This window comes from Agrobacterium sp. NPDC090273 (assembly GCF_044772305.1).
Classification (GTDB): domain Bacteria; phylum Pseudomonadota; class Alphaproteobacteria; order Rhizobiales; family Rhizobiaceae; genus Agrobacterium.
In genome coordinates, this window is sequence record NZ_JBIVYN010000009.1 from 1 (window position 1) to 26,164 (window position 26,164).

Sequence of the window (26,164 nt, forward strand, 5' to 3'; positions counted from 1 at the left end):
CCCGGTAGCTCGTCAGGCTCATAACCTGAAGGCCGCAGGTTCAAATCCTGCCCCCGCAACCAATATCCCCACAAAGCACAAATCCCCAAGTCAAAGCCGCAAACAAAACACCACCAAACACCAAATCATCCGCCTGGGTCCTTGAAAAACACAGGCTCAGCTGGCGATCACAGCGACCTGTACGGTATCTCCGACAGGCTTAAGCTGATCTCGCTGAACTCCCGGACGGCAATGGTGGCAGCCTGGAGGATACGCTCTCTCTGTAAACTTGGCCCGACAACAATGCTGTCGATCCCAATGTTGCTGCGGCCTTCATTGTCGAGACCGAGGTCAAGTGAGACTTCAAAATAGGGAACGAGCATTGTCGCAGTACATCGGACTTTCACGGACGGGTGATCGAGTGGGACGAACTTTGAGACAAGGCGCCACTCGTTCTCCTCCCGAAATGATGGGTCCTTGAAGGCGCAGGCAAGTTGTTGGTAGCGCGTGACCAGTTCATGCGCCAATTGCTCGACGTCATCGTCCGAAAGTGTGGTTTTCGCGCGGATAGCGTCTAGCCAATTGGCAACGAACTCTTGCGCCAGTAGGGCTTTCTGCGATTGTTCGTAAATACACCGGATCAGTCGAAACTCTGCCTTTGCAGCGATCTCCTGCAAGTCGCTGGCCACAAATCCGAGGCATATTCCGCCGCCGCCACTATAACCTCGCCATTGGCTGAGCAGGTCATCGTCTTCTGCAAAAGAAGCTGTATAAACAAAACCTTGCCGATAGAGATCCACAAGCTCGATAGCGCGAAGAAGGACCGATTTTCCGGCATGGTCGGCGTGGGTGGACGCGGCTGCAAGTTCTTCGGTCAGATAGCGTAGACCGTACGAAAATTCTTCCGAGTCGTTGAGATAATGAATGTTGGTTGCCCAGATTGCTTTCTGTGACACGATACCGAGATATCCGGCGAGCGTTGTGTAGTGAAAGAGTCGAGGTTTTGGGATCACGGAATGTGAGCCGTTTGAATTCGGCAGCAATGCGAAATGGTCTTCGATGGTGTTGGGCATGTCATTGCTCCGGCTACGGGATGTGCAAGACGACGTACCGCCGCCAAATTATCTGTAAGCGCAGTACAGAATGTTTGGCGACAGGCTAAGCGATTGAACGAGAACGCTCATGACTTCGTTGTCGATTACTTCTCCTGATATCACGACATCAATGGTAATGGTCTGATCCAATGAATTGACCCGCCGTGCCAATGACTTGACCGTCAGTTGATGATCGCTGGTTTGTGTCATCAAGCTCGCCCGGACCTCGGCTTCACTTTCTGTGGTCGTACGAACTTCTATCGTATGTCGTTGTGCCTCGAGCGGGCGATGGGGTACGAAGCGCTCGACAAGCTGAACCAGTTTGGGGGAGGTTATGTTGATCAACAAGATCAGGAGCGTTGCTTCAGCAGCCTCGAAGATCTCTCCGTAGCCTGCCAGAACGCCGATAGCGCCGGTCGCCCAGACGGTCGCCGATGTGCTTAGCCCACGAATGTTGAGACCGTCGCGCATGATCAGGCCAGCGCCAAGGAAGCCTATTCCCGTTACAACTTGCCCGCCCATTCGGATGTCCTCGTTGACTTCGAGGATGGCGGGTAGTGCGCAGTATGCTGCAGCGCCAAAGGCCACGAGTGCATGTGTCGTCAACCCGGTCGTGCCCTGTCGCCATTGTCGCTCTAGGCCGATGATTGTTCCAAACACGACAGCGGTTACCAGGCGAACCGATATCGATAACGTGTCGTAAAGCCATGGGAAGAAGTCGTTTATCAAGAGCGCCACCAGTCGGTTTTTGCACGCACTACAAATCGAAACTCCAGATTGTCGAAAAGCCTTTTAGCACAAAATTGGAACTCCGATTGAACCAGGGAAACAGATTGGTTTCCAGTTTTTCGAAATATGGCGGCGATGACAAGTGTTCTTGCACTTCCACTGAGAGTTGAGGCACAGTGTCCTCGTTGGAGGTGGGGTGACCTGGGTTCGAATGGTTTCTCTCGCGCTCCTAGGGGAGACGATGCAATGTTGTCTTTTTTGCTTAGCCTTCGCTACGTCATGGGTCTTGCGTCGATCGGCGTGATTGCAGCGTCCTTTCTCATGTTCTGGGAAGGTCTGCTGGCCATTGGCAACGCCTTCGTTCAAGTGCGTGCCAATCCGGACCAGGCAATCATTGCCGCGGTGTTACAGGGCGTGGACAAGTTGTTGTTCGCTATCGTTCTCGTCATTTTCGGATGCGCGATCACGGTTGGCTTTGTTGTGAGCCCAAACGCACCCTGGAAAGCGCAACTTCCACGCTGGATGGTGATCGAAGACGTCGCAGAGCTCAAGAACCTCTTTTTCCAGATGATCATTCTTTATCTGGTCGTACATTTCGTAACGCTTGTCGCGGAGATGGAGGATATGCCGGATTGGAACGCGCTTGTTCTACCCGTTTCCATTCTTTTGCTCGCCGCGGCGATGAAAATTATCGCAACCGCATCCACCCACGGAACCTCAGAGCCAATCGAACCAACCGATGATCAAAGCCATTCTAGGTAGGTCCACGGAATAACTCACTACTTCTTGTGGTTGCGACCGTAAATTTTAGCTATCGTTCCGCGCGATTAAGTGGTATTTGATATTCAGGATTGCTAATGAATGCAATTCTAAGTTCTTGTATTTTTTAAAGTTTAAACGTGCATCGCGGACTTCCCGCAAAACTTCCAAGCCAAGATCGACGTCGTCAGTTTACTGCCTGCAACTGTGATTGAGCGTGAGTTTTAAATGCATAAGCATGACATCCCCATTATTGGGAGTTTGAGAAGGCTGTTTACAGTCGCATTGCTCTCAGCCCTCCCTCTCAGTCTCAACGCGCAATCTCTGCAGAGTGTTGAGGTGCAGCCCGTCCAGTTAATGAATGTGGCCCCGAAGTACGAATTTGTAGGGCGCGTAGAAGCCGCAAATTCGGTTGATATTCTTGCCAGGGTGCCCGGATTTATCAAGGAGCGGCTGTTTCAGGAAGGCCAATCGGTCACGGCAGACCAACCTCTGTTTGTGATCGAACAAGAGAGCTATCAACTGTCTCTCGATGATGCGCAAGCGACACGAGATGCTGCGCAATCCAATCTCGTCAATGCCGAACAAAGTCTAGCTCGAAACCTGTCCCTTGCCAGGGGCAGCGTTTCTCAAGCGGTTCTTGATCAAAGTCAGGCTGCCCGCGACTCTGCGGCCTCCAGCCTTCGCTCCGCCGATGTGAAGGTAAATCAGGCAAAGCTGAACCTCAGCTATACGAGAATTTCATCTCCGATTGCGGGAAGAATAGGCGTATCGAATGTTTCTGTGGGGGGCTTCGTTGGCAACGCGACCACCGTGCTTGCCCGCGTGGTGCAGATGGACCCTATTCGCGTTGTTTTTTCCGTCAGTGATCGCTCTATCCTCGACCTTCGTGCCGCTGCTGGTGGGGCGTCGAAGGAAGAACTCGCCAGGCACTTCAAGACAAGCCTGCGTTTGTCGAACGGGCAGGTTTATATCCAGTCGGGCGAGATTGAGTTTCTGGACAATCAGGTTGATTTACAGACAGGGACACTGGCGATCAGAGCGTCGTTTTCGAACCCGGATGCTTTGCTGGTGCCCAACCAGTTCGTGACGGTCGTCGTCAGCGAAGATGCGCCGGTTATGAAGCCCGTGGTTCCGCAGGAGGTCGTACAGCAAGACAGAGACGGAAAATACGTGCTGCTGGCTGGTGCAGGCGACAAGGCGGAACTGCGTCGTATCAGGGCCGACAATCAGATGTCTGGAAACTGGATCGTCGAAGAGGGTCTTGTCGGGGGTGAGCGGCTCATTACCGGAAACCTGCAGAGTGTTGCTGAGGGCATGCCGCTCAAGGTGATGCCCGCAACCGATCTCAGTAGCACGGGAACGAAGCCATGATTGGCCCTGGAAGCTTTATCCGGCTTCCCCGTTTTGCAATGGTGATTGCAATCGTCATGGTGATTGCAGGCGCCCTTGCGATGACGCAGATCCCGGTCACGCAATATCCTCCGATCACACCTCCCGAAGTGCAGGTCTCAGCGAGTTACCCTGGCGCCAATGCCACCGTCATGGCTGAAAGTGTCGGCGCGCTGATCGAGGAGCAGGTGAATGGCGTTGATGGCATGCTCTACATGTCTTCATCCAGCACCAACAATGGCACCTACTCGCTCACCGTGACATTTGCCGTGGGGACAGATCCCGAGATAGCACAGATCAACGTGCAAAACAGAGTGGCGACGGCAACGCCGCGCTTGCCGGCGGTTGTTTCGCAAACGGGCGTTACGGTTAGAAGCCGGTCGTCAAGCATGCTGATGGGGGTTGCAATCTACTCTCCCAAAGGCACACGGGATGAGCTTTTCGTCAGTAATTACGCTTCGATAAACATCAGAGATGCATTGGCTCGTATCTCAGGTGTCGGCGATGCCGGTGTCTTTGGTCCTGCCTACAGCATGCGCATCTGGATGAATCCAGATCGAATGCAAGCGCTGGGTGTCACGGCGGCCGACTTAAGTGCCGCGGTTCAGTCCCAGAACGCGCAGGCTTCGGCTGGCCAGATCGGATCACCACCAACCTCCGATGGCCAGCAACTGCAACTTACCATCCTGGCAAAGGGGCGATTGAGCGATCCCTCGGAGTTCGGCAACATTGTTGTACGGACCAATACCGATGGCGCAATCGTCAGATTGCGGGATGTGGCGAGGGTCGAGCTTGGTGCTCAGTCCTATGATACCGTATCGACGTTCAACGGAAAGCCGAGTGCGACCATCGTGCTTTATCAGTCGGCAGATGCGAACGCCTTGTCGGTTTCACAAGCTGCGAGAGTGGAACTGGAGCGTTTGCAGCAGCAATTTCCGGAGGACATCGCATATACGGTCGTCTTCGATACGACGAGTTTCCTCAACGCGACGATCGAAGAGATCATCATAACCCTTGCGATCACATTTGTTCTGGTGGTCGCTGTCGTCTACGTCTTCCTGCAGGATTGGCGGGCGACAATTCTCCCGACACTGACAATTCCGGTTTCGTTGATTGGTGCCTTCACCGTTCTCTATTTCATCGGCTACTCGGCCAATACCATCACCCTGTTTGCCATGGTGCTGGCGATCAGCCTTGTTGTCGACGATGCGATTATCGTTGCGGAAAATGCGCAACGCATCATGCAGGAAGAAGGGCTGTCGATCACTGATGCGACGCTCAAGACAATGGAACAGGTGACGGGCCCAATCATCGCAACGACGCTCGTTCTTGCTGCGTTGTTTGTTCCGGTGTCGTTTTTGCCGGGAATAACCGGGCAGCTCTACCGGCAGTTTGCAGTCACGATTTTGGTCACGATCAGCTTTTCGACCATCAATGCCCTCACGCTCAGCCCGGCACTGTGCGCCATGCTTTTGAAGCCGCCGGCGACCAAGCGGGCAAAGGTCTTCGAACAATTCAATTCTGGGTTGGCTTGGATCAGGGATTTTTATGTCCGCATGCTGCTTGCGCTATCGCGGCGTGTCGTCGTGTCGATCGTGATCATTTTGGGGATCTTTGCCGGCACCTATGCGCTGGTACGGGTCTTACCGACCGGGTTCATTCCCTCGGAGGATCAGGGGTATCTTTTTGCGAACGTTCAGCTTCCCAATTCCGCTGCCATAGGGCGTACGCAACAAACCGTGTCGCAGGTCCAGACAATTCTCCGGAATACGCCAGGTGTTGAAAACGTCATCGGTATTTCAGGCATGAGCCTCATCGGTGGCGGCGGATCGAATGCTGGCATGGTGATTGCCGCGCTGAAGCCGTGGAGCGAGCGTAATTCAGACGAAAGTGCGGATGCTATTCTGGGGAAACTGCGGCGCGAGTTTACCGTTTTCTCCAATGCCTCGGTCGTCGCATTCAATCCACCTGCCATTCCTGGCCTTGGTACCACGGGCGGGTTTGATTTCCGGCTGCAGGCACTTGATGGGCAGGAGCCCGGCGAACTTGCTCAGGTCATGCGCGGTCTCATTGGCAAGGCAAATCAGACCCCAGCTCTTGCCGGCGTATTCAGCACGTTTTCCGCTGACGCTCCACAATTGTTCATGGACATCGATCGCAACCGGGCCGAACTCTATGGCGTGTCACCGGCGGCGATCTTCAGCGCTGCGCAGGCACAGCTTGGTTCAGCCTACATTGATGATTTCAATCTCTCGTCCCGCGTATTTCAGGTGCGGCTTCAAAATGATACGCAATTCCGCTCGCGCATCGAAGACATTCAACGCCTGAGAGTGAGATCGTCAAACGGTGCATTGGTGCCGATCCAGGCTGTGGCATCCGTTTCCACGATATATGGCGCAAGCTCTATCAATCGTTACAATCTTTTCCCTGCTGCATCGATCAATGGTCAGCCGGGTCCCGGTGTCAGCACCGGCGACGCACTTGTCGCGATGGAGAACGTTGCAGCCGAGACCCTTCCGTCAGGGTTTGGCTTCGAGTGGACAGGGTTGGCGTTGCAGGAACGTCAGGCCGGCGCGCAAACCGCGCTGCTGCTCATCATGGGAATAGTTTTCACCTACCTGTTCCTCGTCGCCCAATATGAAAGCTGGTCGGTCCCACTCGCCGTCATACTTTCCGTGTGTGCTGCAGCGGCAGGTGCATTGAGCAGTCTTCTGATCGCCGGTCTGGATTTGAATGTTTACGCACAGATCGGCCTTGTTTTGCTGATCGGTCTGGCGGCAAAAAATGCGATCCTGATCGTCGAATTCGCCAAGGAGCGGCGTGAAGCCGGACTGGAGATCGCTGAGGCTGCCAGACTGGCCACATACCAACGTTTCCGGCCTGTGTTCATGACGGCAATGGCCTCGGTGCTGGGTGTCCTTCCGCTGGTCTTTGCGACCGGGGCCGGAGCGGCCAGCCGTCAGGCGATTGGCGTCTCGATCTTCGGCGGCCTGCTGGTTGGGACCCTGGTGGGCATCCTGATTATCCCGCTTCTCTACGTCCTTGTTCAGACGCTGCGCGAAAGGGTCAAATCTTCCTGGTTTGGCGTGGGCGTGCAATCCAAACATACGACGACAACCGGAGGGGAATGAAGATGTCCGCAGCCGGTGAAGCAAAGCTATCTCTGGTGACGTTGACGGGCATGGTGGTCGGCTCCATGGTCGGAGCCGGAATATTCTCGCTACCGCAGGCATTTGGAAAGGCAACTGGTCCTCTTGGCGCGATCGTCGCCTGGACGATCGCCGGAATTGGCATGCTGATGGTTGCATTCGTTTTTCAGAGCCTGGCGCAGCGGCGTCCGGATCTGGATGCGGGTATCTTCATGTATGCGAAGGAAGGTTTCGGCAACTATCTCGGTTTCCTGTCTGCTCTAGGGTATTGGGCAGCCGCGCTACTTGGAAACGTCACCTACTTCATCCTGGTAAAGTCGACGCTTGGTCTGTTTTTCCCGGCTTTCGGTGACGGCAACACCTTGATTGCCGTTGCGACGTCGTCCGTATTGTTGTGGGTGTTTCATAGTCTCATCTTGAGAGGTATCCGGCAGGCAGCGGCTCTGAACACAGTCGTGACGATCGCCAAGATCTTGCCGATCTTCGTTTTCCTTCTGCTGGTTTTGATAGCCTTCGATTGGGAGATCTTTCGAGAAAGCTTCTGGGGCGCCGATGAGGCTGGGTTAGGGTCACTTTCCACTCAAGTGCGAAACACCATGCTTGTTACCGTTTTCGTTTTTGTCGGTATTGAGGGCGCAAGCGTTTACTCAAGATATGCGAGAAAACGCTCGGACGTGGGCACGGCAACCGTCACCGGTTTTCTGTTCGTTCTCGCTCTTATGCTGGCGGTCACACTGCTCTCATATGGCGTCATGCCCAAAGAGGACCTTGCAGAGTTACGCAATCCATCAATGGCAGGGGTGCTGGCAGCCGTGACCGGACCGTGGGGAGCGGTCTTCGTCAGCATCGGCTTGGTCATCTCCGTCGCTGGAGCCTACATCGCCTGGGTGCTGCTGGCAGCAGAAATCCTTTACTCTGCCGCCAAGTACCAGACCATGCCAAGTTTTCTCGCGCGGGAAAATGCGGCAGGTGTTCCCGCCAATGCGCTTTGGCTGACAAACATCATCGTTCAGGTTTTCCTCATCATCTCGATGTTTTCGGATTACGCCTTCATGCTCGCGGTGGCGATGACGAGTTCGATGATCCTCGTGCCGTATCTTCTCGTTGCGGCATTCGGCGTGAAAACCAACTTGCAGGGCGATAAGTCTGTCATTCAGTCCAAGGGCAATGGTGCCGAAACGGTACAGTCATTTCTGGCCCTGATCTACACTGCCGGGCTTATTTATGCCGCCGGGTTCAAGTTCCTCCTTCTTACGACGTTGATCTATGTCCCGGGGACAGCTCTTTTCCTTATGGCAAGGAATGAGCAGGGTGAAACTATATTTAACCATGTAGAGTGGTTTGTATTTGCGGTTTTGAGTGTTGGATTTTTTGCAGTTATATTCGGAATTACAAAAGGATATCTGAGTATATAAGCGTAATTTCCGAAAATTGAACGCATAATTTGCTTACCATTGGTGGGCTTTGACTGACTTTATACTTGGCTGAGAGGGTTAGGTTTATGGCAGCGTCGCAACAAAAACTCACGTTATTTTCGTTAACGGCAATGGTTGTCGGCTCCATGGTTGGGGCGGGTATTTTCAATCTTCCGAGCCGCTTCGGAACTGCCACAGGACCTTTTGGTGCGATTATCGCCTGGGCTATCGCCGGAACAGGCATGTATATGCTTGCGCGGGTCTTCCAGGCTCTGGCCGAGAAAAAGCCCGATATTGATTCCGGTGTTTTCGCTTATGCCAAGGCAGGTTTTGGGAACTACATGGGTTTCCTTTCTGCCTTTGGCTATTGGCTTGGCAGTTGCCTTGGAAACGTCTTTTATTGGGTCCTCATCGGCTCAACACTCGGACGCTTTTTCCCCGATTTTTTTGGTGACGGAAGCAGTGCCACGGCGATTGTTGTGTCGCTTGTCGGCATCTGGGCGTTTCATTTCATGATCCTGCGCGGCGTGGAACAAGCAGCGTTCATCAATACGATTGTCACCGTTGCCAAGGTCGTGCCGATCCTCGTCTTCATTTTGGCGCTGATCTTCTTCTTCAACTATGCGCAGTTCTCCGACAACTTTTTCGGTGGCGCAGACATGCCGGTGAAATCGCTGGTCGCACAAGTGCGAGACACGATGCTGATCACCGTTTTCGTATTCCTCGGTATCGAGGGTGCCAGCGTCTATTCCCGTTTTGCGCAAAAACGATCCGACGTCGGCTCTGCCACGATCCTCGGCTTCGTGGGCGTCACGGGGCTTATGGTCGCGGTCACGTTGCTGCCTTATGCAGCCTTGCCCCAATCAGCCATTGCAGCAGTTCAGCAGCCCTCGATGGCGGGCGTACTTGAAGCCGTCGTCGGACACTGGGGGGCCGTATTCATTTCCATCGGCGTGCTAGTTTCCGTTCTCGGTGCCTATCTCGCGTGGTCTCTCATTTGCGCCGAGGTGCTTTTCGCCGCAGCCAAATCGCAGGACATGCCAAAGATGTTTGCGGCGCAAAACGCTAATCGCGTCCCGGCAAATGCGCTCTGGCTGACCAATATTGTCGTGTCGCTTTTCGTGATCTCCACCTACTGGTCACGAGATGCCTTCAACTTCATGCTCGACATGACAAGTGTGACGGCTCTTCTGCCCTATCTTCTTGTTGCTGGTTACGGCGTTTTGCTGGCGCGTCGAGGTGAGGGCTACGAAACCACACCTGAACAGCGCGGACGCGATCAGTTTTTCGCGTGGGTGGCGGTTGTCTACACACTGTTCATGTTTGCTGCCGCTGGGTTGAAATATGTCCTGCTGGTCGCGGTGCTCTTCGTTCCCGGCACCATTCTCTACTTCTGGGCGCGACGGGAACAGAGGCTCACTTTGTTCACGCCGGCCGAACTCATCGTGTTTGCAGTGACGCTCATCGGTGGCCTGGTTGGGGCCTACGGTTTGCTGACAGGTATCATTACACCCTAAACTGAGAGGCGAAGGTCATGACACAGACGACACCCTTTGGCGTTCATTCCGAAGTTGGGCAACTGCGCAAGGTAATGGTTTGCGCGCCCGGCCGAGCGCACCAACGACTGACACCGACCAATTGTGACGCGCTTCTCTTCGACGATGTCCTTTGGGTTGAAAACGCCAAGCGCGATCATTTCGATTTCATGACGAAAATGCGTGACCGGGGGATCGAGGTGTTGGAGATGCACAATCTCCTGACACAAACGCTTGCCGTGCCGGAAGCGAAAGCCTGGATTCTCGACCATCAGGTCGTGCCCAATCAGATTGGACTGGGTCTCATCAACGAGGTTCGGTCATATCTCGAAGGATTGGCGGACCGCGAACTCGCGGAAACGCTGATAGGCGGTCTCTCGACTTTTGAATTTCCTGACAGCATTGGAGGAGAGCAGCTCGCGTTGATCCGCGATGCTGCGGGAGTGAATGAATACCTGCTGCCACCGTTGCCAAATACGCTCTACACGCGTGATACGACGTGCTGGATCTACGGTGGTGTTACCCTGAATGCGCTTTACTGGCCGGCCCGTCATGAGGAAACGATCCTGACGTCTGCTATCTACAAGTTCCATCCGGACTTTGCGGGCAAGGTCAATGTCTGGTGGGGTGATCCAACCAAGGATTGGGGACTAGCGACGCTGGAAGGCGGCGACGTGATGCCGATCGGTAAAGGCAATGTTCTGATCGGGATGAGCGAACGAACATCGCGCCAGGCCATCAGTCAGGTCGCAGCAGCCTTGTTCGAGAAAGGCGCGGCGGAACGCGTGATTGTCGCTGCCATGCCGAAACTGCGCGCCGCCATGCACCTTGATACCGTGTTCACCTTCGCTGATCGGGACTGCGTGCTGCTCTACCCGGATATCGTCAACGGTATCGAGGCATTTTCATTCCGCCCGGACGGCAATGGCGGTGTCGAGCTGCATAAGGACAAGGGTAGTTTTGTTGATACGGTTCGGGATTCTCTCGGCCTTAAAAAGATGCGCGTCGTTGAGACGGGAGGCAACGATTACATGCGTGAACGGACCCAGTGGGACAGTGGCGCAAACCTTGTCTGCGCGTCACCGGGTGTCGTCTACGCTTATGATCGGAACACCTACACCAATACCCTGCTTCGCAAGGAGGGGATTGAAGTCATCACCATTACAGGAGCGGAGCTTGGCCGTGGCCGGGGCGGCGGCCATTGCATGACATGCCCGATTGTCCGTGATGCCGTCGACTATTGAGTATTCATAGAAAAACAGGGAGCGCGTCCAGACGCCGCGCTCTCTGATTTGCCGTATCGGGAGGCCGCCATGATAGCGGTGGTGGGCAACCTTGTTGGGGAGACCATACCTCATGCAAAGTTTCGGACAGAAATATAGCCATCTGGTTCACAATTCCGGTTGTGCGTGCTTCAACCCGTCGCTGCAGATTGTATCGCGCCGGCTGGAAGCCCTTTCAAGACGCGGATTTCTGGCGGGGCTAGGCGCTGCTATGCTCTCTGGCGCAATGCCTAGGCCCTCCGCGGCTCAAAGCGCACCATCAACGACCGTGTTTCGCGACGTGCGTCTTTTCGATGGAAAATCGAGCACAGTCCAAACAGGCGTGCAGGTTGTTGTCGAGAACCAGAAGATTACTGCCGTTGATCCTGCAAACAACCCGGTGCCAACAGACGCGGTTGTCATAAATTGCCGCAATGGTGTCCTGCTGCCGGGATTGATCGACGCGCATTGGCACACAATTTTTGCAGCGGTTCCGCTGAACGTCCTGCTGGCCGGTGATCCGGGGATCATTTTTGCGGCGTCGACTGCCGAGGCCGAGCGGACCCTTCTGCGCGGCTTTACAACGGTGCGTGATCTTGGAGGGCCGGTCTTCTCCTTCAAGCAGGCTATCGACGGTGGCATGATACCAGGGCCGCGCATTTATCCGTCCGGTGCCATGATAACGACGTCCGGTGGGCACGGCGATCTTCGGTTGCCAACGGAAATCCCACGGGATCGAGCACAGCTCAGCACCGGTGAATTGATGGGTGCAGCAGCTATTGTCGACAGTGTCGGCGACATCAGGTTGCGGGTTCGAGAGCAACTTCTGCAGGGCGCGTCGCAGATCAAGATGGTCGGAAGCGGTGGGGTGTCATCGCCGCGAAGCCCGCTTGATATGACGGCATTCAGCGAAGAAGAGCTTCGGGCCGCAGTCGAGGTTGCCCAGGACTGGAATACCTATGTCACGACGCACGCCTATACACCCCGTGCAGTCCAGCGAGCGCTGGCAGCGGGGGTTACCTGTATCGAACACGCCCATCTGGTCGACGATGAGACGGCAAAAATGATTGCTGACAAAGGGGCATGGCTCAGCACACAACCTTTCCTGACGATGGAGGATGCAGCACCTCAAAGTGGACCGGCGTTGGAGCGCATCCAGCAACTGTTCGCTGGTACGCCGAAGATTTACGAATTTGCCCGGAAGTACGGGATCAAGACGGCATGGGGATCTGATGTGCTGTTTTCGCCGGAGCTTGGGCCGCGCCAGAACTTCATGCTGACACATCTTCAAAACTGGTACTCCAACGCTGAAACCCTGCAGATGGCGACATCAGGTAACGCCGAACTGCTTGCCCTTTCCAGTCTCCGAAATCCCTATCCTGGCAAGCTTGGTGTCATCGAGACGGGGGCCCTGGCAGACCTTATTGTCGTTGACGGTAATCCGCTCGATGATATCAGCCTGCTCGAAAATCCCCAGAAAAACCTTTCCGTCGTTATGAAGGATGGCCGCATCCATAAGAACATACTTTGAAGGAGCGTAATGTGCAGGTAGAGCCTCGCAGACCGATGGCCGGAATGCTCGTTTCCGGCATTCTTTTGGTCGCCCTCCTGTTTGCGGCACAATCGGTGTTTGCTCCGCTCTTTTTCTCTTTGTTCATCATTGCTGTCGTCTGGCCTTGCCAGCTCGCCTTGCAGAGCAGGCTTCCGCGTCTGTTGGCGCTACTGATCACACTCATCATCACCGTCGGCTTCATCACGGCGATTGGCTCATCTCTTGCCTGGGGATTAAGCAGAGTTGGCCAATGGTTGTTTACGAATGCTGACCGTTTACAGGCGGCTTACATGGCGGTCGTCGACTGGCTTGAGCAGCATGGTATTGCGATAGCCGGGCCGATTGGTGACTGGTTTAATGTTTCCAGACTGCTTTCCGTCATGCAGGGAACGGCCGGCCGCCTGAACCAGTTCGGTGGTTTTTCTCTTCTGGTGCTGATCTTCGTGATGCTGGGGCTGCTGGAGGTTCAGGAATTCGCCGCTCGTTTGCGATTGCCGGCCGCTCAGCCCTATGGTCACATCATTCTTTCGGCAAACCGCATCATCGCGATGAAATTTCGCCGCTTCATGCTGGTGCGGACCTTTGCCAGCGTTCTGACAGGATTGCTCGTATGGCTCCTGTCGCTTGGCGCGGGATTGGAACTGGCGGCGGCCTGGGGTGTCATCGCCTTCGCCTTCAACTACATTCCTTTTCTCGGGCCGTTGGTAGCGACAACCCTGCCTACGCTTTTTGCCATAGCCCAGTTCGATACATGGCAACCGGCCTTGCTCATCTTTGCAAGCCTCAACATCATCCAGTTTGTGATCGGTAGTTATCTCGAGCCGAGACTGGCTGGTGCATCCCTTTCCATTTCGCCTTTTGCGGTCATCTTTGCGGTGTTCTTCTGGAGCTTCATGTGGGGGTTGGCCGGGGCGTTCATAGGGGTTCCGATATTGATCGCATTCACAGTTTTCTGCTCGATGGCTGCTTCAACAAAATGGATCGCGACCATCCTTTCAGACAACGAAACCGCCAATACTGCCTGAGAGCGACGTCATGGCCACAAGCAGTGCGGTTATGAATGTAAAAATGAAGAGGTGCATGCAGCGCTTTCTGGCCGTGTCTGTCTTCTTCTTTGCGCCATTCGTAGAGAACAGGGGACAGGCCCAGGACGAAGCCCGAAGTGAGTGTGTTGTCCTGCTTCACGGCCTCGCCCGCGGGAGTGGGTCGTTTTGGATGATGGAGAAAGTTCTCTCGAAGGCGGGGTATTACGTTTTGAACGTCGAATATCCTTCAACCACGACCACCGTTTCGAAGCTCGCGCTTCATGTCGGCGATGCGGTGGAAGAGTGCGGTTCCCGGCGAACAAGCTTTGTGACCCATTCCATGGGCGGGATCATTTTGCGCTTCTGGCTGATGGATCACAGACCTGAGATTCTCGGGCGGGTTGTCATGCTCGCTCCGCCAAATCACGGGTCGAAGATCGTGGACGTCTTCGGAGACATGGCACCATTCGAGTGGCTCAACGGTCCTGCTGGTCTGGAACTGGGAACGGATGCAAATTCGATATTGGACAGATTGCCCAGGCCGGATTTTTCGCTCGGCATTATTGCAGGCGACGTGTCGCTCAATCCTGTTTTTGATGCTATTCATGATGGGCCCAACGACGGCAAGGTCACGGTTGAATCGACCCGACTGGATGGTGCTCAAGAGCACCTCGTTTTGCACACCACACATACCTTCATGATGTTCAATCCGATCGTCGTCGTCGAGACGCTCAATTTTTTAAAGCACGGTAATTTTGTTCGAACGCTCGATGTCACAGACGCCGTCGAGATGCTCGTGAAAACCTTTCAATGAGCCTTGGAGGTCGCATGCTGTCAGAAGTAACGACACAGAAAAATTGGAGATGGATTTAACGGGCGAAAAGCCCGCACGTGTCTGAAGGAGATCAGGTTATGAATTTCTGGAAATTGATGACGATCACGTTCATGTCGGGGAGCATGCTTTGGGCTGGCATCGTGCCTGTGCAGGCGGCACCAGCGGTGGTCACCGCCAACAACGTTCAGCTTCGCGCTGGCCCCAGTTCTTCTTATCGTGTTGTCGGGCGCCTGCGGGTGCGAGAGCGCGTCAATGTCACTCGTTGCATGACATCAGGCCGTTGGTGCCATGTGCAGCCGCGAGGCATGCGCAGCGGATGGGTTCGTGCGCGCTATCTGGACCCGGTCCGGTGGGGATCGGCAAATCGTCCCGGTAGCATTTGTTTCCATGGCGCGCGCGGACACGTTTGCCTCAACAGATGACGTTTTTCCTCTGTAACCGGCAATGGGCGGCCCGGCTTATCGTGCCGTCCGATCTGCTAAATTGATCGGCGCCTGGAGAGGGCTGAAGAGATGCGTACCCTGAACGCCATAACGTTGCTCCTCATTGTCATCGGCGGACTGGATTGGCTGCTGATCGGCCTGTTCCAGTTCGATCCGATAGGCCTGCTGTTGGGAGGTTCTGGCGCAATCCTTGCGCGTATCGCCTATACGTTGATTGGAGTTTCGGCGCTATGGCAACTCCTGCCGATCTTCGGAGTTGTTCAACGTCGCGATGCCGAAGCCAACATAAAGCGTAGCAACATTCACCGGCCCTGACTGGTCGGGCCGGCTGAAAGCGGCAGGATCATCGATCGGATGCTCCTGTTGCCAGTGGTCGGCGTGCTTTATGATCGGTGGCGTTGAAATTGTCCGGGGACCCATACATGTCGGCTGCGGCGGATGCTCCACACCCAACGTCCGGGAACCCAGCGATATCCCTTGCGAGGCGGGGGTGTTTTTTCTTTCAGGTCCGGTGGTGGCGGTGGACGCCTTCCCACCGGAGCGCGCGGCCCGGCTTGCTGGGATAAGGCCGCGGTTGGGACAAGCAACAGTGTCCCACAGAGTTGAAGAAATAATCTGCGATGTTTTTGCATTCGCCATTCCTCTCTCGTTATTGCGTCGGATCTGCAGACCTGCGTGGTGCTGACTGAACCGCATCCTCGTCCAGCAACTCAACGGCCTGCCTGAGGATGCGTTCGTCCTCTGAGCCTGCGGACGAGACGGAGAGCGTTCCTGTTCCGACCCTTCCAGCCGTCAAGGCCTGCAGGGGTATTCTGGGTAGCATTGTTGCAAGCGTGACGAACCTGTCGTGCCTGATCCTCGTTGGTGCCCGTACATCGCTGATGTCGATGATCTGAAGATTGCGTTCCTCTGCAAGCGCAATTGTGCGGGGATCGTCTATATCAAGCGCTCCGGCTTTCGCAGAGGCGCCTGCGAGCCATCGTGATGTTGCGAGAGCCAGATCGTCCTGTGTCGAGAGCACGATGATCGGTTTCGACAGGCTTCCCACGACTTTCAGTTGCTTTTGAAAGACATCGATATCGATATCAGGCGCAGCAAGGATGACCCGGTCGATCTTACCAAGAGAATGGGCTTTTGACTGAAGACGCAATTGCCGTAACGCCTCAACAGTCAGCCAGCTTCCCATGCTGTGTGCCAAAATCTTGGTCTCGACTTTTCTGGTGCCAAGCTCGTCCAACGTCTGGACGAGTTCATCGCGTGAGAAATTGCTCGCATCCCGGTCCGCCAGGTAGCTTGAGAAATTACCTCGCGATGGCCAGGCGAACAGGATCGGAGTGCTCCTCACGTCGGCATCGGCGGATATCTGGACGAGCCTGAACAGGCTTTCCTGGAAACTGTTGTTGTAGCCATGAACAAAGACGAAAGCTGAAGGACTGGCCGCAGCCATGCTGAGGAATTCTTGACGTGAAATGACTTTGCTGTCGATAACAGCAAAAGAAGAGCTAGCGTTCGGAACGCCACGCGGCCATTCGATTGTTCCCGGCCGGTGTCCCGGTGGCACCGAAACGACCATGCGAAGATAGGTAGGTTGCTGAGCTCTGTCGCTCGTAAAACTGTTCTTGCCCGACGTATCGGGTTCGCGCGTTGTGACGACAAGAATAGTTTGCTGGACGGCACCTTGCGCCGGTCCAACGACCTTCAAACTTCCCGGGCCCGGCCTTGCACAGGAAGCCAGGAGCAGAAGAACAGAAACACTCAGCAAGAGGCAAAAAGCCTGAAGGGCAGATGCCCCGAAATACCTTGGTTTCCCTACCATGATGCCGAGATTAAAACACAGCCAGATTGTCATGGTAAATAGGGAACACAACCGAACGTGTCGTTAAATCCAAGCATTAGCTGACGGTAAGTCTTGATACACCACTTCGCGACCACCCTCTCGGAACCTGCTGCAGATTTCATGCGTTTCTGCTCTCGACAAGTATCGTCGCAAAATCATTTCCGGGGGCAGGGGTGAGCAATACAATCGAGACCAATCCACTGACGCTCAGTGATGTGACTGTCATTGAGGATTCAAAGCTAAAAAAAGCCATCACCGCTGCTGCTCTTGGCAATGCCATGGAGTGGTTCGACTTCGGTGTGTACGGCTTCGTGGCCGCGACAGTCGGCAAGGTGTTTTTTCCTGATGCTTCGCCGGCGGTTCAAACAATTGCGGCGCTTGCAACGTTCTCCGTGCCGTTTCTGGTTCGGCCGCTTGGTGGCCTCTTCTTTGGCGCGATGGGAGATAAGTTTGGGCGCCAGAAGGTCCTTTCGCTTACCATCATTATCATGGCGGTCAGTACATTCTGTATCGGTCTTATTCCGGGCTATGCGACAATCGGCCTTTGGGCGCCCATTCTTCTCTTACTTTGTAAACTTGCGCAGGGCTTCTCCGTTGGCGGCGAATATACGGGCGCTGCGATCTTCGTTGCGGAGTATTCGCCGGATCGTCGGCGTGGATTTTTGGGGAGTTGGCTGGATTTCGGGTCGATCGCTGGCTTCGTGCTTGGCGCAGGTTTGGTGGTTGTTTTAAGTACTGCAATGTCGGAGGACAGCTTCCTCTCCTGGGGCTGGCGCATTCCATTCTTTCTCGCTGCCCCGCTGGGCTTGATTGGCCTTTACTTAAGGCACGCAGCCGAGGAAACACCCGCCTTTACCGAGCGTCTGAAGCGTGCCGAACAGGAGGATAAGGATGCGCTGCAGGACCGGCCAACCGTTCCGTTCGCGGAAATTCTCAACAAGCATCCGCGGTCGCTGGCGATCTGCATCGGCATGGTTCTCGTCACCAACGTGACCTATTACATGCTGCTTACCTATATGCCGACCTACCTGTCAAAGACGTTGGGATATACCGAGGATCATGGCGCTCTCATCATCATTGCCGTCATGATCGGTATGCTCTTCGTGCAGCCTCTCGTCGGCTTGCTGAGCGACCGGATCGGCCGCCGACCATTCCTCGCTGTCGGCAGCACACTCATCCTTTTCCTCTCTTGGCCGGCATTTCACCTGATCGCGAGCGGCCATGTTGTCGGAATTTTCTTCGGGCTTCTGATCCTCGCAGTCGGCCTCAACTGCCTGGTGGGCATCATGGCAGCCACGCTTCCAGCGCTCTTCCCCGCTCGTATCCGCTACAGCGCCTTGGCTCTTTCATTCAATGTCTCGATTATTGTGGCAGGTCTGACGCCGACGATTGCGGCCTGGCTGGTCGAAGCAACCGACAACATCTACATGCCAGCCTATTATTTGATGGTGGCTGCTGTCGCTGGTCTTGTGACGACGTTCTTTCTCAAGGAAACAGCCAACAGGCCGCTTTATGGCGACACACCCAATGCTTCAAATCGCAAGGAGGCGAGGGCACTGCTTGCGGAACACTATTCCTACATCGAGGAAAGTGTTGAGAAGATCGATGAAGCAATGGAGGAGTTGAAGGAGCAGATGGAGCTTCTTCAACAGAAACGGGAGCGGCTGGTCGGTCAACATCCGGAACTGAACTGAAACATGTTCAGCGCCTGTTGGAGTGACCTCAGGCGCTGCATACTGTGGTCATTCGTCGCCGGGTACGCCGTATGAAGGTGCCGCGAGCGGATTGAGGGCGCGAGTAACGTAATCGGCGGCCTGCGTCTTGTAGATTTCCCATGCACGCGACACTGCCTGGATTGGGCAATCGTCGTCCAGCCAATCGACGCGCAGTTCGGCGTAGGGCCAGGATTGGTCATCAACGATCAGAAGACCGGCGGAATGGACGGGTCCAGCTTCGCCTCCCGCAGTCATTGCTGCGTTGAGCGCAGCAATCAATCGGTCGCCCAGGGCGCCTTCTGTCAGTTCGAATGTCTCGATCATGGCCTTTGGCACCCCGTCGTTTGCCAGCAGGTTGCCGGCCGCAACACATTGTTTGCCCGTCGCCGAAGTCCAGATACCGAGTGCGTTCTCGCCGGAATGGATGGCTGTCCTGCCTTCGGTGTCCACGGCCAGAAGCTGGCGGTAACCCGGAAAACCATCGCTATCTCGGGCGATCGAAACGGCATCCGCCGCGCTTGCACTACTTCTGAGGGCATCGAGCATGCGAGGGCCAAGAGCGGGATTCGTGACGTTCTGTGTTGCAACTGCGCCGGTTCCCGCCTGCGCCCAGGCGCAGCGAGCGGCAACAGCCGGAGATGAAGATGAGATGGCGACGCCGAACTGGCCTGTGAGTTCGCAGCGGGCAACAATCGAGAATGTCATAGGAAACTCCATCCGGAAACCGTCGGACGTGCTTTCACCATCCGAGAAGGGCACCGGCCAGCGGATGATGCTGGCCGATAGTCTGTCAAAACGTCTTTGACTCAGTCAGGGATAACGGCTGTTGCGTCGATTTCGACGAGCCATTCCGGCCGCGCCAGCGCAACCACAACGAGGCCAGTGCAAACAGGATGGACGCCCTTGATATATTCACCCATGGTCCGGTAGACCGCTTCGCGGTAACGCACATCGGTCAGATATACGACCAGCTTGGTCACATGTTCCATTTCTCCACCGGACTCCTGCACGAGCTGGCGGATGTTCTGCATGACCTTGTGGGCCTGTACGACCGGATCATGGCTGTCGATGTTTTTGGCCGTATCGAGATCCTGCGGGCACTGGCCACGCAGAAAGATTACCGTGCCGCGCGCAACGACAGCCTGGCAGAGGTCGTTATCGAGATTCTGCTCCGGATAGGTTTCTTTGGTGTTGAACTTGCGAATGCGCGTATGTGCCATTCTTTTCTCCGTGGTTTATGCGGCGATATCGTTTTGGTCGTATGGAACGGTTAGTCCTGTGGGGCGTAGGCCAGATAATTCTCCTGGATGAGGATGTGGTCCGCGACATGCTTGGCATCGTGCCACACGCCCCAGATGAAGCTGGAACCACGGCCCGACAGCCAAGGCAGTCCGAGGAAATAGATGCCCTTTTCGGGAGAAACGCCACGCTGATGTTTTGGGCGACCAGCGTCATCGAAGGCGTTGACCTGAAGCCAGCTATAGTCCGAGGTAAATCCGGTCGCCCAGATGATGGTCGTGATACCGGCCTTGTGCAGGTTCAGTTCAAGCAAAGGATTGCTCACACAGTCAACGCCTGGTCCGAGGGTGCGGGCATCCGGCTCTTCCGGCAGATCAAGACCATTGCGCATGACAAATTCATCTGCCTCATCGAGCAATGAGAGATAGTTCTGATCGCCACGATCGAGGTTACGGTTGAGATCGTCTGCGAAAGAAAGCGACCCGTCACGGTAAGCGCCGGTCATGCCTGTCAGAACCATGCCCTGTGACGCCAGCAGGCGAAAATCGATTGTTTTGCCGCCGCGTGCGCCACTGACCGCGATTGTAACATGCTCCGATCCCGGCGCTTGGGCCTGTGCATCCCATTTGCCGAGAACGCCAAGCCACCAGACAAAATCGCGGCCACGGTAGGCACGCGGAGGACGGTCATGCGGGCCAACGGAAAGATAGACCTTGCGACCGGCAAGCATAAGCTCTTCGGCAATCTGGACGCCGGAGGAGCCGGCGCCGACAACCAACACTGCACCATTGGGGAGTTGGGAGGGGTTGCGATAGTCGCTCGAGTGCATCTGCGTGACACCGGCATCCGCAGGAACGATTGGTGGAATGGATGGCTTTTGAAACGGTCCGGTGGCTGCAACGACATTCAGGGCTTCGATGACACCATCGGTTGTTTCGACGCGAAAACCCGGACGGTCTTCGAGACGCTCGACCTTGACCACCTCAACGCCACAGCGGATCGGCGCTTTGTGCAGCCCTGCGTAGGCTTCGAAGTAGTCGGCGACGCCATCCTTGGGTACAAATGCGTCCGGGTGCCCCGGGAAATCCATGCCAGGGAAGCGATCGTGCCAGGCCGGGCCATTGGCCACGAGAGAGTCCCACCTCATCGACCGCCAGCGCTCGGCAATGCGGCCGCGTTCAAGGACGAGATAGTCGACGCCGTTGCGGCTCAGATGTTCGCTCATGGCCACGCCGGCCTGGCCAGCTCCGACAACCAGCGTATGGATCTTTTCGACTGACATGCATTCGCCCTTTTCTGTTTCGCCGCAACCCGCCGATCGGCGTCAGCTATCGTTCCGCTCTAGCGAACGCGTTGCATTCGGAAAATTACGATTTGCTGCAGCACTGGTTAGGATTGGCGAAAGCAGTGCAGTGGCGTACGATCAGGCGTCTACCGGAGGAGCGCTGTTAGAAGATTTACATTTCAACAAACGGCAAATATTAAACTCCCCTCCGTAGCCGTTAAATTCGGCATAGGCATACCGTCGCGCAGCCTGCGCGGCACTCGGCACCGGGGCCTCAAATGCGTTTCACCTTGCGTCAGCTCGAATACTTCATTGCGACGGCCGAAGCCGGGTCGATCACCTTGGCGTCGGACCGGATCCACGTCTCGCAGCCGTCTATCTCTACTGCGATTTCGCAGTTGGAAATCGAACTCAACACCCAGCTTTTCCTTCGACGCCACGCGCAGGGTCTGTCTTTGACGCCCGCCGGTCAAAAGCTATTGCTGCAGGCAAAAGCGGTGATCGAGCAGGTTCAGAACCTTTACACGGCGGCGTCGGAGGCCACCGAGCAAATCCGTGGAACCCTATCGCTTGGATGTCTCCTGACGTTCGCGCCCATGCTCTTGCCGGAAGTCAGCCAAAGCTTCAAGGCGGCTTATCCGAGCGTCACCGTCCGGCCGACCGTAGCCGATCACCGTACCTTGTTGACGCGGCTGGAGCGCGCCGAGCTCGATATTGCTCTCTCTTACGATCTTCTTGTTCCTGAAGGGTTTGAGTTTACGCCGCTTGCCGAGCTTCCCCCTTACGTTCAGGTGGCGGAAACAGATCCGTTGGCGCAGCGCTCAGCGATCTCGCTCTCCGAACTCGAAGAGCACGAGTTCATCCTCCTCGATCTGCCGCTTTCACGCGATTATTTCCTCGGACTGTTCGCAGCCGCCGGTGCAACACCCAACATCGTTGCGCAGATCCAGCATCAGGAGGTCATCCGCACGATGGTTGGCAACCGTTACGGTTACACGCTTGCCAATGTCCGACCGAAGAATAAGGCGGCGCTGGACGGCAAGCGGCTTGTCAGTCTTCGGCTGTCAGGTGAACACAAGCCCATGCGCATAGGCCTCATCCGAATCGGCCAGCAGGTTTCCACCCGGCTTGTGCGTACTTTTGAAGAGCATTGCCGTAACCTGATTTCTGACAACTACGTACCAGGTATGGAAGCGCCGATCCTTAATCTGCGCCGCACGGAATAGCGCTAGGCTCGTTTTTTTCTAAGCACCAGTTCCGAATATCTTATTTTTCTTTTTTGCCATCGACTGACAGTGTGCGCGCCAACGCCGCACTGACAGGTCGGCGATCGCCGCATTACGGAGCCAAGCATGTTAGAGAAGAGCCAGTCCGCAAACCAGAACACTGCATCGATCGCTGAAGCGATGACCAATGCGGAAAAGGTCGACCTCCTTTCCGGCTTCGGCATGTGGAAGACGGCGGCAGTGCCTGCTTACGGCATCAAGCCAATTGTCATGACTGACGGTACCTACGGCGTTCGTTACTCAATTCCACAGATCGACAGCGATGAACGCGGTGGTATGGACCTCGATGCGTTTCTCTCCGTCGTCAATCAGCGTGCCAGCGATGTCGCGATCGCCTGGGGCGAAATGAAGCCGGCAACCTGTTTTCCGAACGGCTCGGCAATGGGCAACAGCTGGGACGTAGGGTTGATGCAACGGCTGGGAGAATTGCTCGGTAAAGAATGCCGAGCCATGGGTGTCCACCTGCTTCTCGGGCCTGGCATCAATCTCCGTCGCACACCCCTGGCCGGCCGTTCCTACGAGTATTACTCGGAAGATCCATTGGTGACAGGCAAACTATCGGCTGCCGTTATCGAGGGCATCCAGTCTCAGGGCGTTGGTACCTCGCTCAAACACTTCGCTTGCAACAACTCCGAAGTTGAACGCACGACGATGGACAGCGTCGTTGAAGAACGCGCGCTGCGCGAGATCTATCTCAAGGGTTTTGAGATCGCTATCAAGCAATCGAAGCCCTGGACGATCATGTCGTCCTACAATCGTCTGAACGGCGTTCAGGCGTCTCAAGACCCCTGGCTTCTCGATCAGGTTCTGCGCAAAGAGTGGGGTTATGAAGGCGTTGTCGTTTCCGACTGGCATGGCATCAAGGATCGTGCCGTTTCATTGATGGCTGGCGGTGACCTCGATATGCCGGAAAGCCCACGCCGCAAAGCGGATCTGCTGGAAGCGCTCAACGATGGATCCATACCGGCAGAAGTTGCCAATCTGTCGTGCCAGCGGATGCTCGATATGATCGAGCGTTGTAATGCTGGTGCCAAGGCGCCGGTGCCTGTTTACACGGCAAACGACCATCATGCCGAAGCGCGGGCAATGGCTGCGGCTTCCATGGTGCTCGTCCGCAATAAGGCTTTGCTGCCAATCCAGCCTGCCATGAAAAATATCCTGGTGGTCGGCCGTGATGCGGGCACACCTGTTATTCAGGGTTCCGGTTGCGCGACGACAATACCGACGATGGTCGATCAGCCACTGGAGCAGCTACAACAGGCGCTCGGCGCAGGTCATGCTCTGACTTTCCGGGAAACAGCCGACGCAGAAACGCTCGCGTTGGCAGCAGGGGCCGATCTTGTTCTCGTCTATACGTCGACGGAAGGCGCCTATGATGGTGAAGGTTCAGATAGAACCACGCTGGCGCTAGGCCCCGGACAGGATGAGATGATTGCTGCACTGGCAGCCGTTTCAGACAAGGTCGCTGTCGTGATTGCCTGCCCCGATGCAGTCGAAATGCCGTGGATTGAACAGGTCAACGCTGTGCTGGTCACCTTCTATTCAGGCCAGGCCATGGGCGGTGCCGTCGCAGATGTCTTGACGGGAAAAGTCAATCCGTCCGGCAAGCTTTCCGTCACGTTCCCGAAGCGTTTGGCCGATGTGCCGGGTTTCTTGCACTACCCCGGTGAAAACGGCCGGCACATCTATGGAGAGGGCATCCATGTCGGGTACCGCTCCTATGATCTGCGCGAAATCGAACCGCTTTTCCCCTTCGGTCACGGCCTGAGCTATACGACGTTTGCTTATTCCGATCTCACGCTCTCCTCATCAGAGATCGGGCTTCGCGATGAGATTACTGTTGCATTCACCGTTACCAACACCGGTGATCGTGCCGGTGCCGAAATCACACAGCTCTACTTGCAGGCTCGCGGTAAGCGGTTGAAGCGTTCGCCGCAGGAACTGAAAGGCTTCGCCAAGCCGGTTCTGGAGGCTGGCGAAAGCAAACGGGTGGAAATCATCCTGAAAGGTTCGGATCTGGCGATCTGGGACCCGGCCCTTGGTCGCTGGGTGCTCGAGGGTGTAGAGGCTCGTATCGTTGTCGGCGCGTCCTCTCGTGATCCGAAACTCTCTGCCGATCTGGCAATCAAGCCTTCGGTTCTTCCGTTCCGCCGGATCGCTTATGATACGCAACCGGCTTACGTTCTGCCGAATGCCATCGCCTGCGAACATATCTCGGCGTATCTGACGAAGCGGTGCAGTATTTCCAACGACGACGCAATGCGCATGCTCAACCATTGCTCGAACTCGTTCTTCGGCATTTTCACCTCGCTCGAGCGTCGTCTGCGTCTATCCATTCCCGAAGCGGAAGTTGCTGGCCTTATCAGCGACATTAACGCGGCGATGGATGCTGCGGAAGCAAAGCTGTGACCGCGACGCAGGACTGGTTGGCGCGGCTGGTCGCCTATCCCACTGTGAGTTCGGATACCAATCTGCCGTTGATAGAAGAAATTGACTCAGCGCTGGCAAATGCTGGCGCTGTCTGTGAACGCTTCTATGACACCACCGGACAGAAAGCGGCCCTGTTGGCGCGTCTGGGACCAGATGTTCCGGGCGGGCTCATGCTTTCCGGCCATGTTGATGTGGTGCCGGTGATAGGTCAGGACTGGACTGTTCCGCCCTTCGCGATGACGCGTCAAAATGGCAGGCTTTACGGTCGCGGTACGACCGATATGAAGGGCTTTGTCGCCTCTGCTTTGGCGTTGGCAGAAAGCATCGATGGAACGCGCCTCGCCTCGCCGCTCTGGTTTGCGATTTCCTATGACGAGGAGATCGGCTGCGTTGGTGTCAGGCCCATGCTGGAAGAAATTGCGGCCCGCGATATCCTGCCCGATCTGATTGTGGTCGGTGAGCCGACATCAATGCAGCTCGGCTTGGGTCACAAGGGCAAGATGGCGTTCCAGGTAAAAGCGACCGGTGTTCCGCGTCATTCGGCCGAAGCACCTCTTGCGCTGAATGCGTTGCATATAGCCTCTGATTTCATTTCGGGTTTGCGCCGCCTGCAGGATGATATCGAGGCCCGTGGTCCGCGCGAGCCAGGATACTCAGTTCCTTACGCAACGGTGCATGTGGGCAAGTTGGTTGGCGGGACTGCAGTCAACCTTGTGCCTGATCATGCCGAGCTTCTGATGGAATGCCGGATGATGGCCGCAGACGACCCGCTTGCTCTCGCAGAGCAGGTCCGAAAGGCCGGTGCCGCTGCAGTTGCTCCCTATAAGGAGCGCTTCAAGGAAGCGGCAATCGACATTGAAATCAACGGCAACTATCCCGGCCATTCGATCGATGGAGATCATCCAGTTGTTCAGGCCTTTGCCCAATGTCTGCCCAAGGGCAGCAAGGAATGTCGGGTGAGCTTTGGCACGGAGGCCGGCTTGTTCGCTCAGGCGCTTGACGTCCCGGTTGTGATTTGTGGGCCCGGTAGCATGGAGCAGGGACACCGTCCCGACGAATTCATTGAGGAAAGCCAGCTTCACATCTGCGACAGCGTTCTTGCATCGGCCGTTGTTCGGTTTTGTGCAAGCCGGCGCCCGCTTGCTTCGCATGTACCAAAGCAGATGCACGGAAAAATGTAATTTACCGAAGCCATGCGGACGG

General features: G+C 55.7%; 22 protein-coding genes. 15 read left to right on the forward strand and 7 right to left on the reverse strand.

Annotation, left to right across the window (positions count from 1 at the left end; all coding sequences use genetic code 11):
- Positions 1–167: 167 nt before the first annotated feature.
- On the reverse strand, positions 168–1,052 hold the full coding sequence (locus tag ACIQT8_RS20995) for a DUF2971 domain-containing protein (protein ID WP_400969243.1): 885 nt from the start codon (positions 1,050–1,052) through the stop codon (positions 168–170).
- Between the two features lie 48 nt (positions 1,053–1,100).
- On the reverse strand, positions 1,101–1,802 hold the full coding sequence (locus ACIQT8_RS21000) for an MgtC/SapB family protein (RefSeq protein WP_400969245.1): 702 nt from the start codon (positions 1,800–1,802) through the stop codon (positions 1,101–1,103).
- 246 nt (positions 1,803–2,048) lie between these two features.
- Here ACIQT8_RS21000 and ACIQT8_RS21005 point away from each other — a divergent pair, with 246 nt between their 5' ends.
- From ACIQT8_RS21005 to ACIQT8_RS21055, 11 genes are all read left to right on the forward strand, one after another.
- Positions 2,049–2,564 (forward strand): YqhA family protein, encoded by a 516-nt coding sequence (locus ACIQT8_RS21005; RefSeq protein ID WP_400969248.1) that lies wholly within the window; start codon positions 2,049–2,051, stop codon positions 2,562–2,564.
- A 225-nt stretch (positions 2,565–2,789) separates the two neighbouring features.
- Positions 2,790–3,935, forward strand: a complete 1,146-nt coding sequence (locus tag ACIQT8_RS21010) for an efflux RND transporter periplasmic adaptor subunit (RefSeq protein WP_400969251.1) — start codon at positions 2,790–2,792, stop codon at positions 3,933–3,935.
- Positions 3,932–7,084, forward strand: coding sequence for an efflux RND transporter permease subunit (locus ACIQT8_RS21015; protein WP_400969254.1), 3,153 nt, complete (start codon positions 3,932–3,934; stop codon positions 7,082–7,084). The genes ACIQT8_RS21010 and ACIQT8_RS21015 overlap by 4 nt, the downstream gene beginning before the upstream one ends.
- 2 nt (positions 7,085–7,086) lie before the next feature.
- Entirely contained in the window at positions 7,087–8,517 is a 1,431-nt protein-coding gene (locus tag ACIQT8_RS21020) for a basic amino acid/polyamine antiporter (protein WP_400969257.1), read from the forward strand.
- Between the two features lie 86 nt (positions 8,518–8,603).
- On the forward strand, positions 8,604–10,034 hold the full coding sequence (locus ACIQT8_RS21025) for a basic amino acid/polyamine antiporter (RefSeq protein ID WP_400969260.1): 1,431 nt from the start codon (positions 8,604–8,606) through the stop codon (positions 10,032–10,034).
- Between the two features lie 17 nt (positions 10,035–10,051).
- Positions 10,052–11,296: an arginine deiminase gene (locus ACIQT8_RS21030; protein WP_138791843.1), complete on the forward strand. Its 1,245-nt coding sequence runs from the start codon at positions 10,052–10,054 to the stop codon at positions 11,294–11,296.
- 112 nt (positions 11,297–11,408) lie between these two features.
- On the forward strand, positions 11,409–12,845 hold the full coding sequence (locus tag ACIQT8_RS21035; RefSeq protein ID WP_400969264.1) for an amidohydrolase family protein: 1,437 nt from the start codon (positions 11,409–11,411) through the stop codon (positions 12,843–12,845).
- Between the two features lie 35 nt (positions 12,846–12,880).
- Positions 12,881–13,891 carry an AI-2E family transporter gene (locus ACIQT8_RS21040; protein WP_138791862.1) on the forward strand — a complete coding sequence of 337 codons (1,011 nt, stop codon included), beginning with the start codon at positions 12,881–12,883 and terminating at the stop codon, positions 13,889–13,891.
- Positions 13,892–13,946: 55 nt separating this feature from the next.
- Positions 13,947–14,705, forward strand: coding sequence for an esterase/lipase family protein (locus ACIQT8_RS21045; RefSeq protein ID WP_400969267.1), 759 nt, complete (start codon positions 13,947–13,949; stop codon positions 14,703–14,705).
- A 143-nt stretch (positions 14,706–14,848) separates the two neighbouring features.
- Positions 14,849–15,148, forward strand: a complete 300-nt coding sequence (locus ACIQT8_RS21050) for an SH3 domain-containing protein (RefSeq protein WP_353505695.1) — start codon at positions 14,849–14,851, stop codon at positions 15,146–15,148.
- 90 nt (positions 15,149–15,238) lie between these two features.
- Positions 15,239–15,484 (forward strand): DUF378 domain-containing protein, encoded by a 246-nt coding sequence (locus ACIQT8_RS21055; RefSeq protein WP_400969270.1) that lies wholly within the window; start codon positions 15,239–15,241, stop codon positions 15,482–15,484.
- A 68-nt stretch (positions 15,485–15,552) separates the two neighbouring features.
- On the opposite strand, the gene ACIQT8_RS21060 is transcribed toward ACIQT8_RS21055, so the two are convergent.
- Positions 15,553–15,801 (reverse strand): YXWGXW repeat-containing protein, encoded by a 249-nt coding sequence (locus tag ACIQT8_RS21060; RefSeq protein ID WP_138791839.1) that lies wholly within the window; start codon positions 15,799–15,801, stop codon positions 15,553–15,555.
- A 17-nt stretch (positions 15,802–15,818) separates the two neighbouring features.
- Positions 15,819–16,616: an alpha/beta hydrolase gene (locus tag ACIQT8_RS21065; RefSeq protein WP_400969274.1), complete on the reverse strand. Its 798-nt coding sequence runs from the start codon at positions 16,614–16,616 to the stop codon at positions 15,819–15,821.
- A gap of 563 nt (positions 16,617–17,179) precedes the next feature.
- On the opposite strand from ACIQT8_RS21065, the gene proP reads away from it, so the two are divergent.
- Positions 17,180–18,700 (forward strand): glycine betaine/L-proline transporter ProP, encoded by a 1,521-nt coding sequence (gene proP, locus ACIQT8_RS21070; RefSeq protein ID WP_400969276.1) that lies wholly within the window; start codon positions 17,180–17,182, stop codon positions 18,698–18,700.
- A gap of 48 nt (positions 18,701–18,748) precedes the next feature.
- Here the strand turns inward: proP and ACIQT8_RS21075 are convergent, their stop codons facing one another.
- The 3 genes from ACIQT8_RS21075 to ACIQT8_RS21085 all read right to left on the reverse strand — a co-directional run bounded on the left by ACIQT8_RS21075 (position 18,749) and on the right by ACIQT8_RS21085 (position 21,242).
- Complete coding sequence (locus tag ACIQT8_RS21075; RefSeq protein ID WP_400969279.1) at positions 18,749–19,426, reverse strand: DUF1028 domain-containing protein; 678 nt, start codon at positions 19,424–19,426, stop codon at positions 18,749–18,751.
- A 101-nt stretch (positions 19,427–19,527) separates the two neighbouring features.
- Positions 19,528–19,941, reverse strand: coding sequence for a RidA family protein (locus tag ACIQT8_RS21080; protein WP_400969283.1), 414 nt, complete (start codon positions 19,939–19,941; stop codon positions 19,528–19,530).
- A 50-nt stretch (positions 19,942–19,991) separates the two neighbouring features.
- Positions 19,992–21,242: a flavin-containing monooxygenase gene (locus ACIQT8_RS21085; RefSeq protein WP_400969286.1), complete on the reverse strand. Its 1,251-nt coding sequence runs from the start codon at positions 21,240–21,242 to the stop codon at positions 19,992–19,994.
- 281 nt (positions 21,243–21,523) lie between these two features.
- Between ACIQT8_RS21085 and ACIQT8_RS21090 the strand changes: the two genes are divergently transcribed.
- From ACIQT8_RS21090 to argE, 3 genes are all read left to right on the forward strand, one after another.
- Complete coding sequence (locus tag ACIQT8_RS21090; RefSeq protein WP_138791834.1) at positions 21,524–22,471, forward strand: LysR family transcriptional regulator; 948 nt, start codon at positions 21,524–21,526, stop codon at positions 22,469–22,471.
- 126 nt (positions 22,472–22,597) lie between these two features.
- Positions 22,598–24,940: a glycoside hydrolase family 3 C-terminal domain-containing protein gene (locus tag ACIQT8_RS21095; RefSeq protein ID WP_400969290.1), complete on the forward strand. Its 2,343-nt coding sequence runs from the start codon at positions 22,598–22,600 to the stop codon at positions 24,938–24,940.
- Positions 24,937–26,142, forward strand: a complete 1,206-nt coding sequence (gene argE / locus ACIQT8_RS21100; RefSeq protein ID WP_400969293.1) for an acetylornithine deacetylase — start codon at positions 24,937–24,939, stop codon at positions 26,140–26,142. The genes ACIQT8_RS21095 and argE overlap by 4 nt, the downstream gene beginning before the upstream one ends.
- The last annotated feature ends 22 nt before the right edge of the window (positions 26,143–26,164 follow it).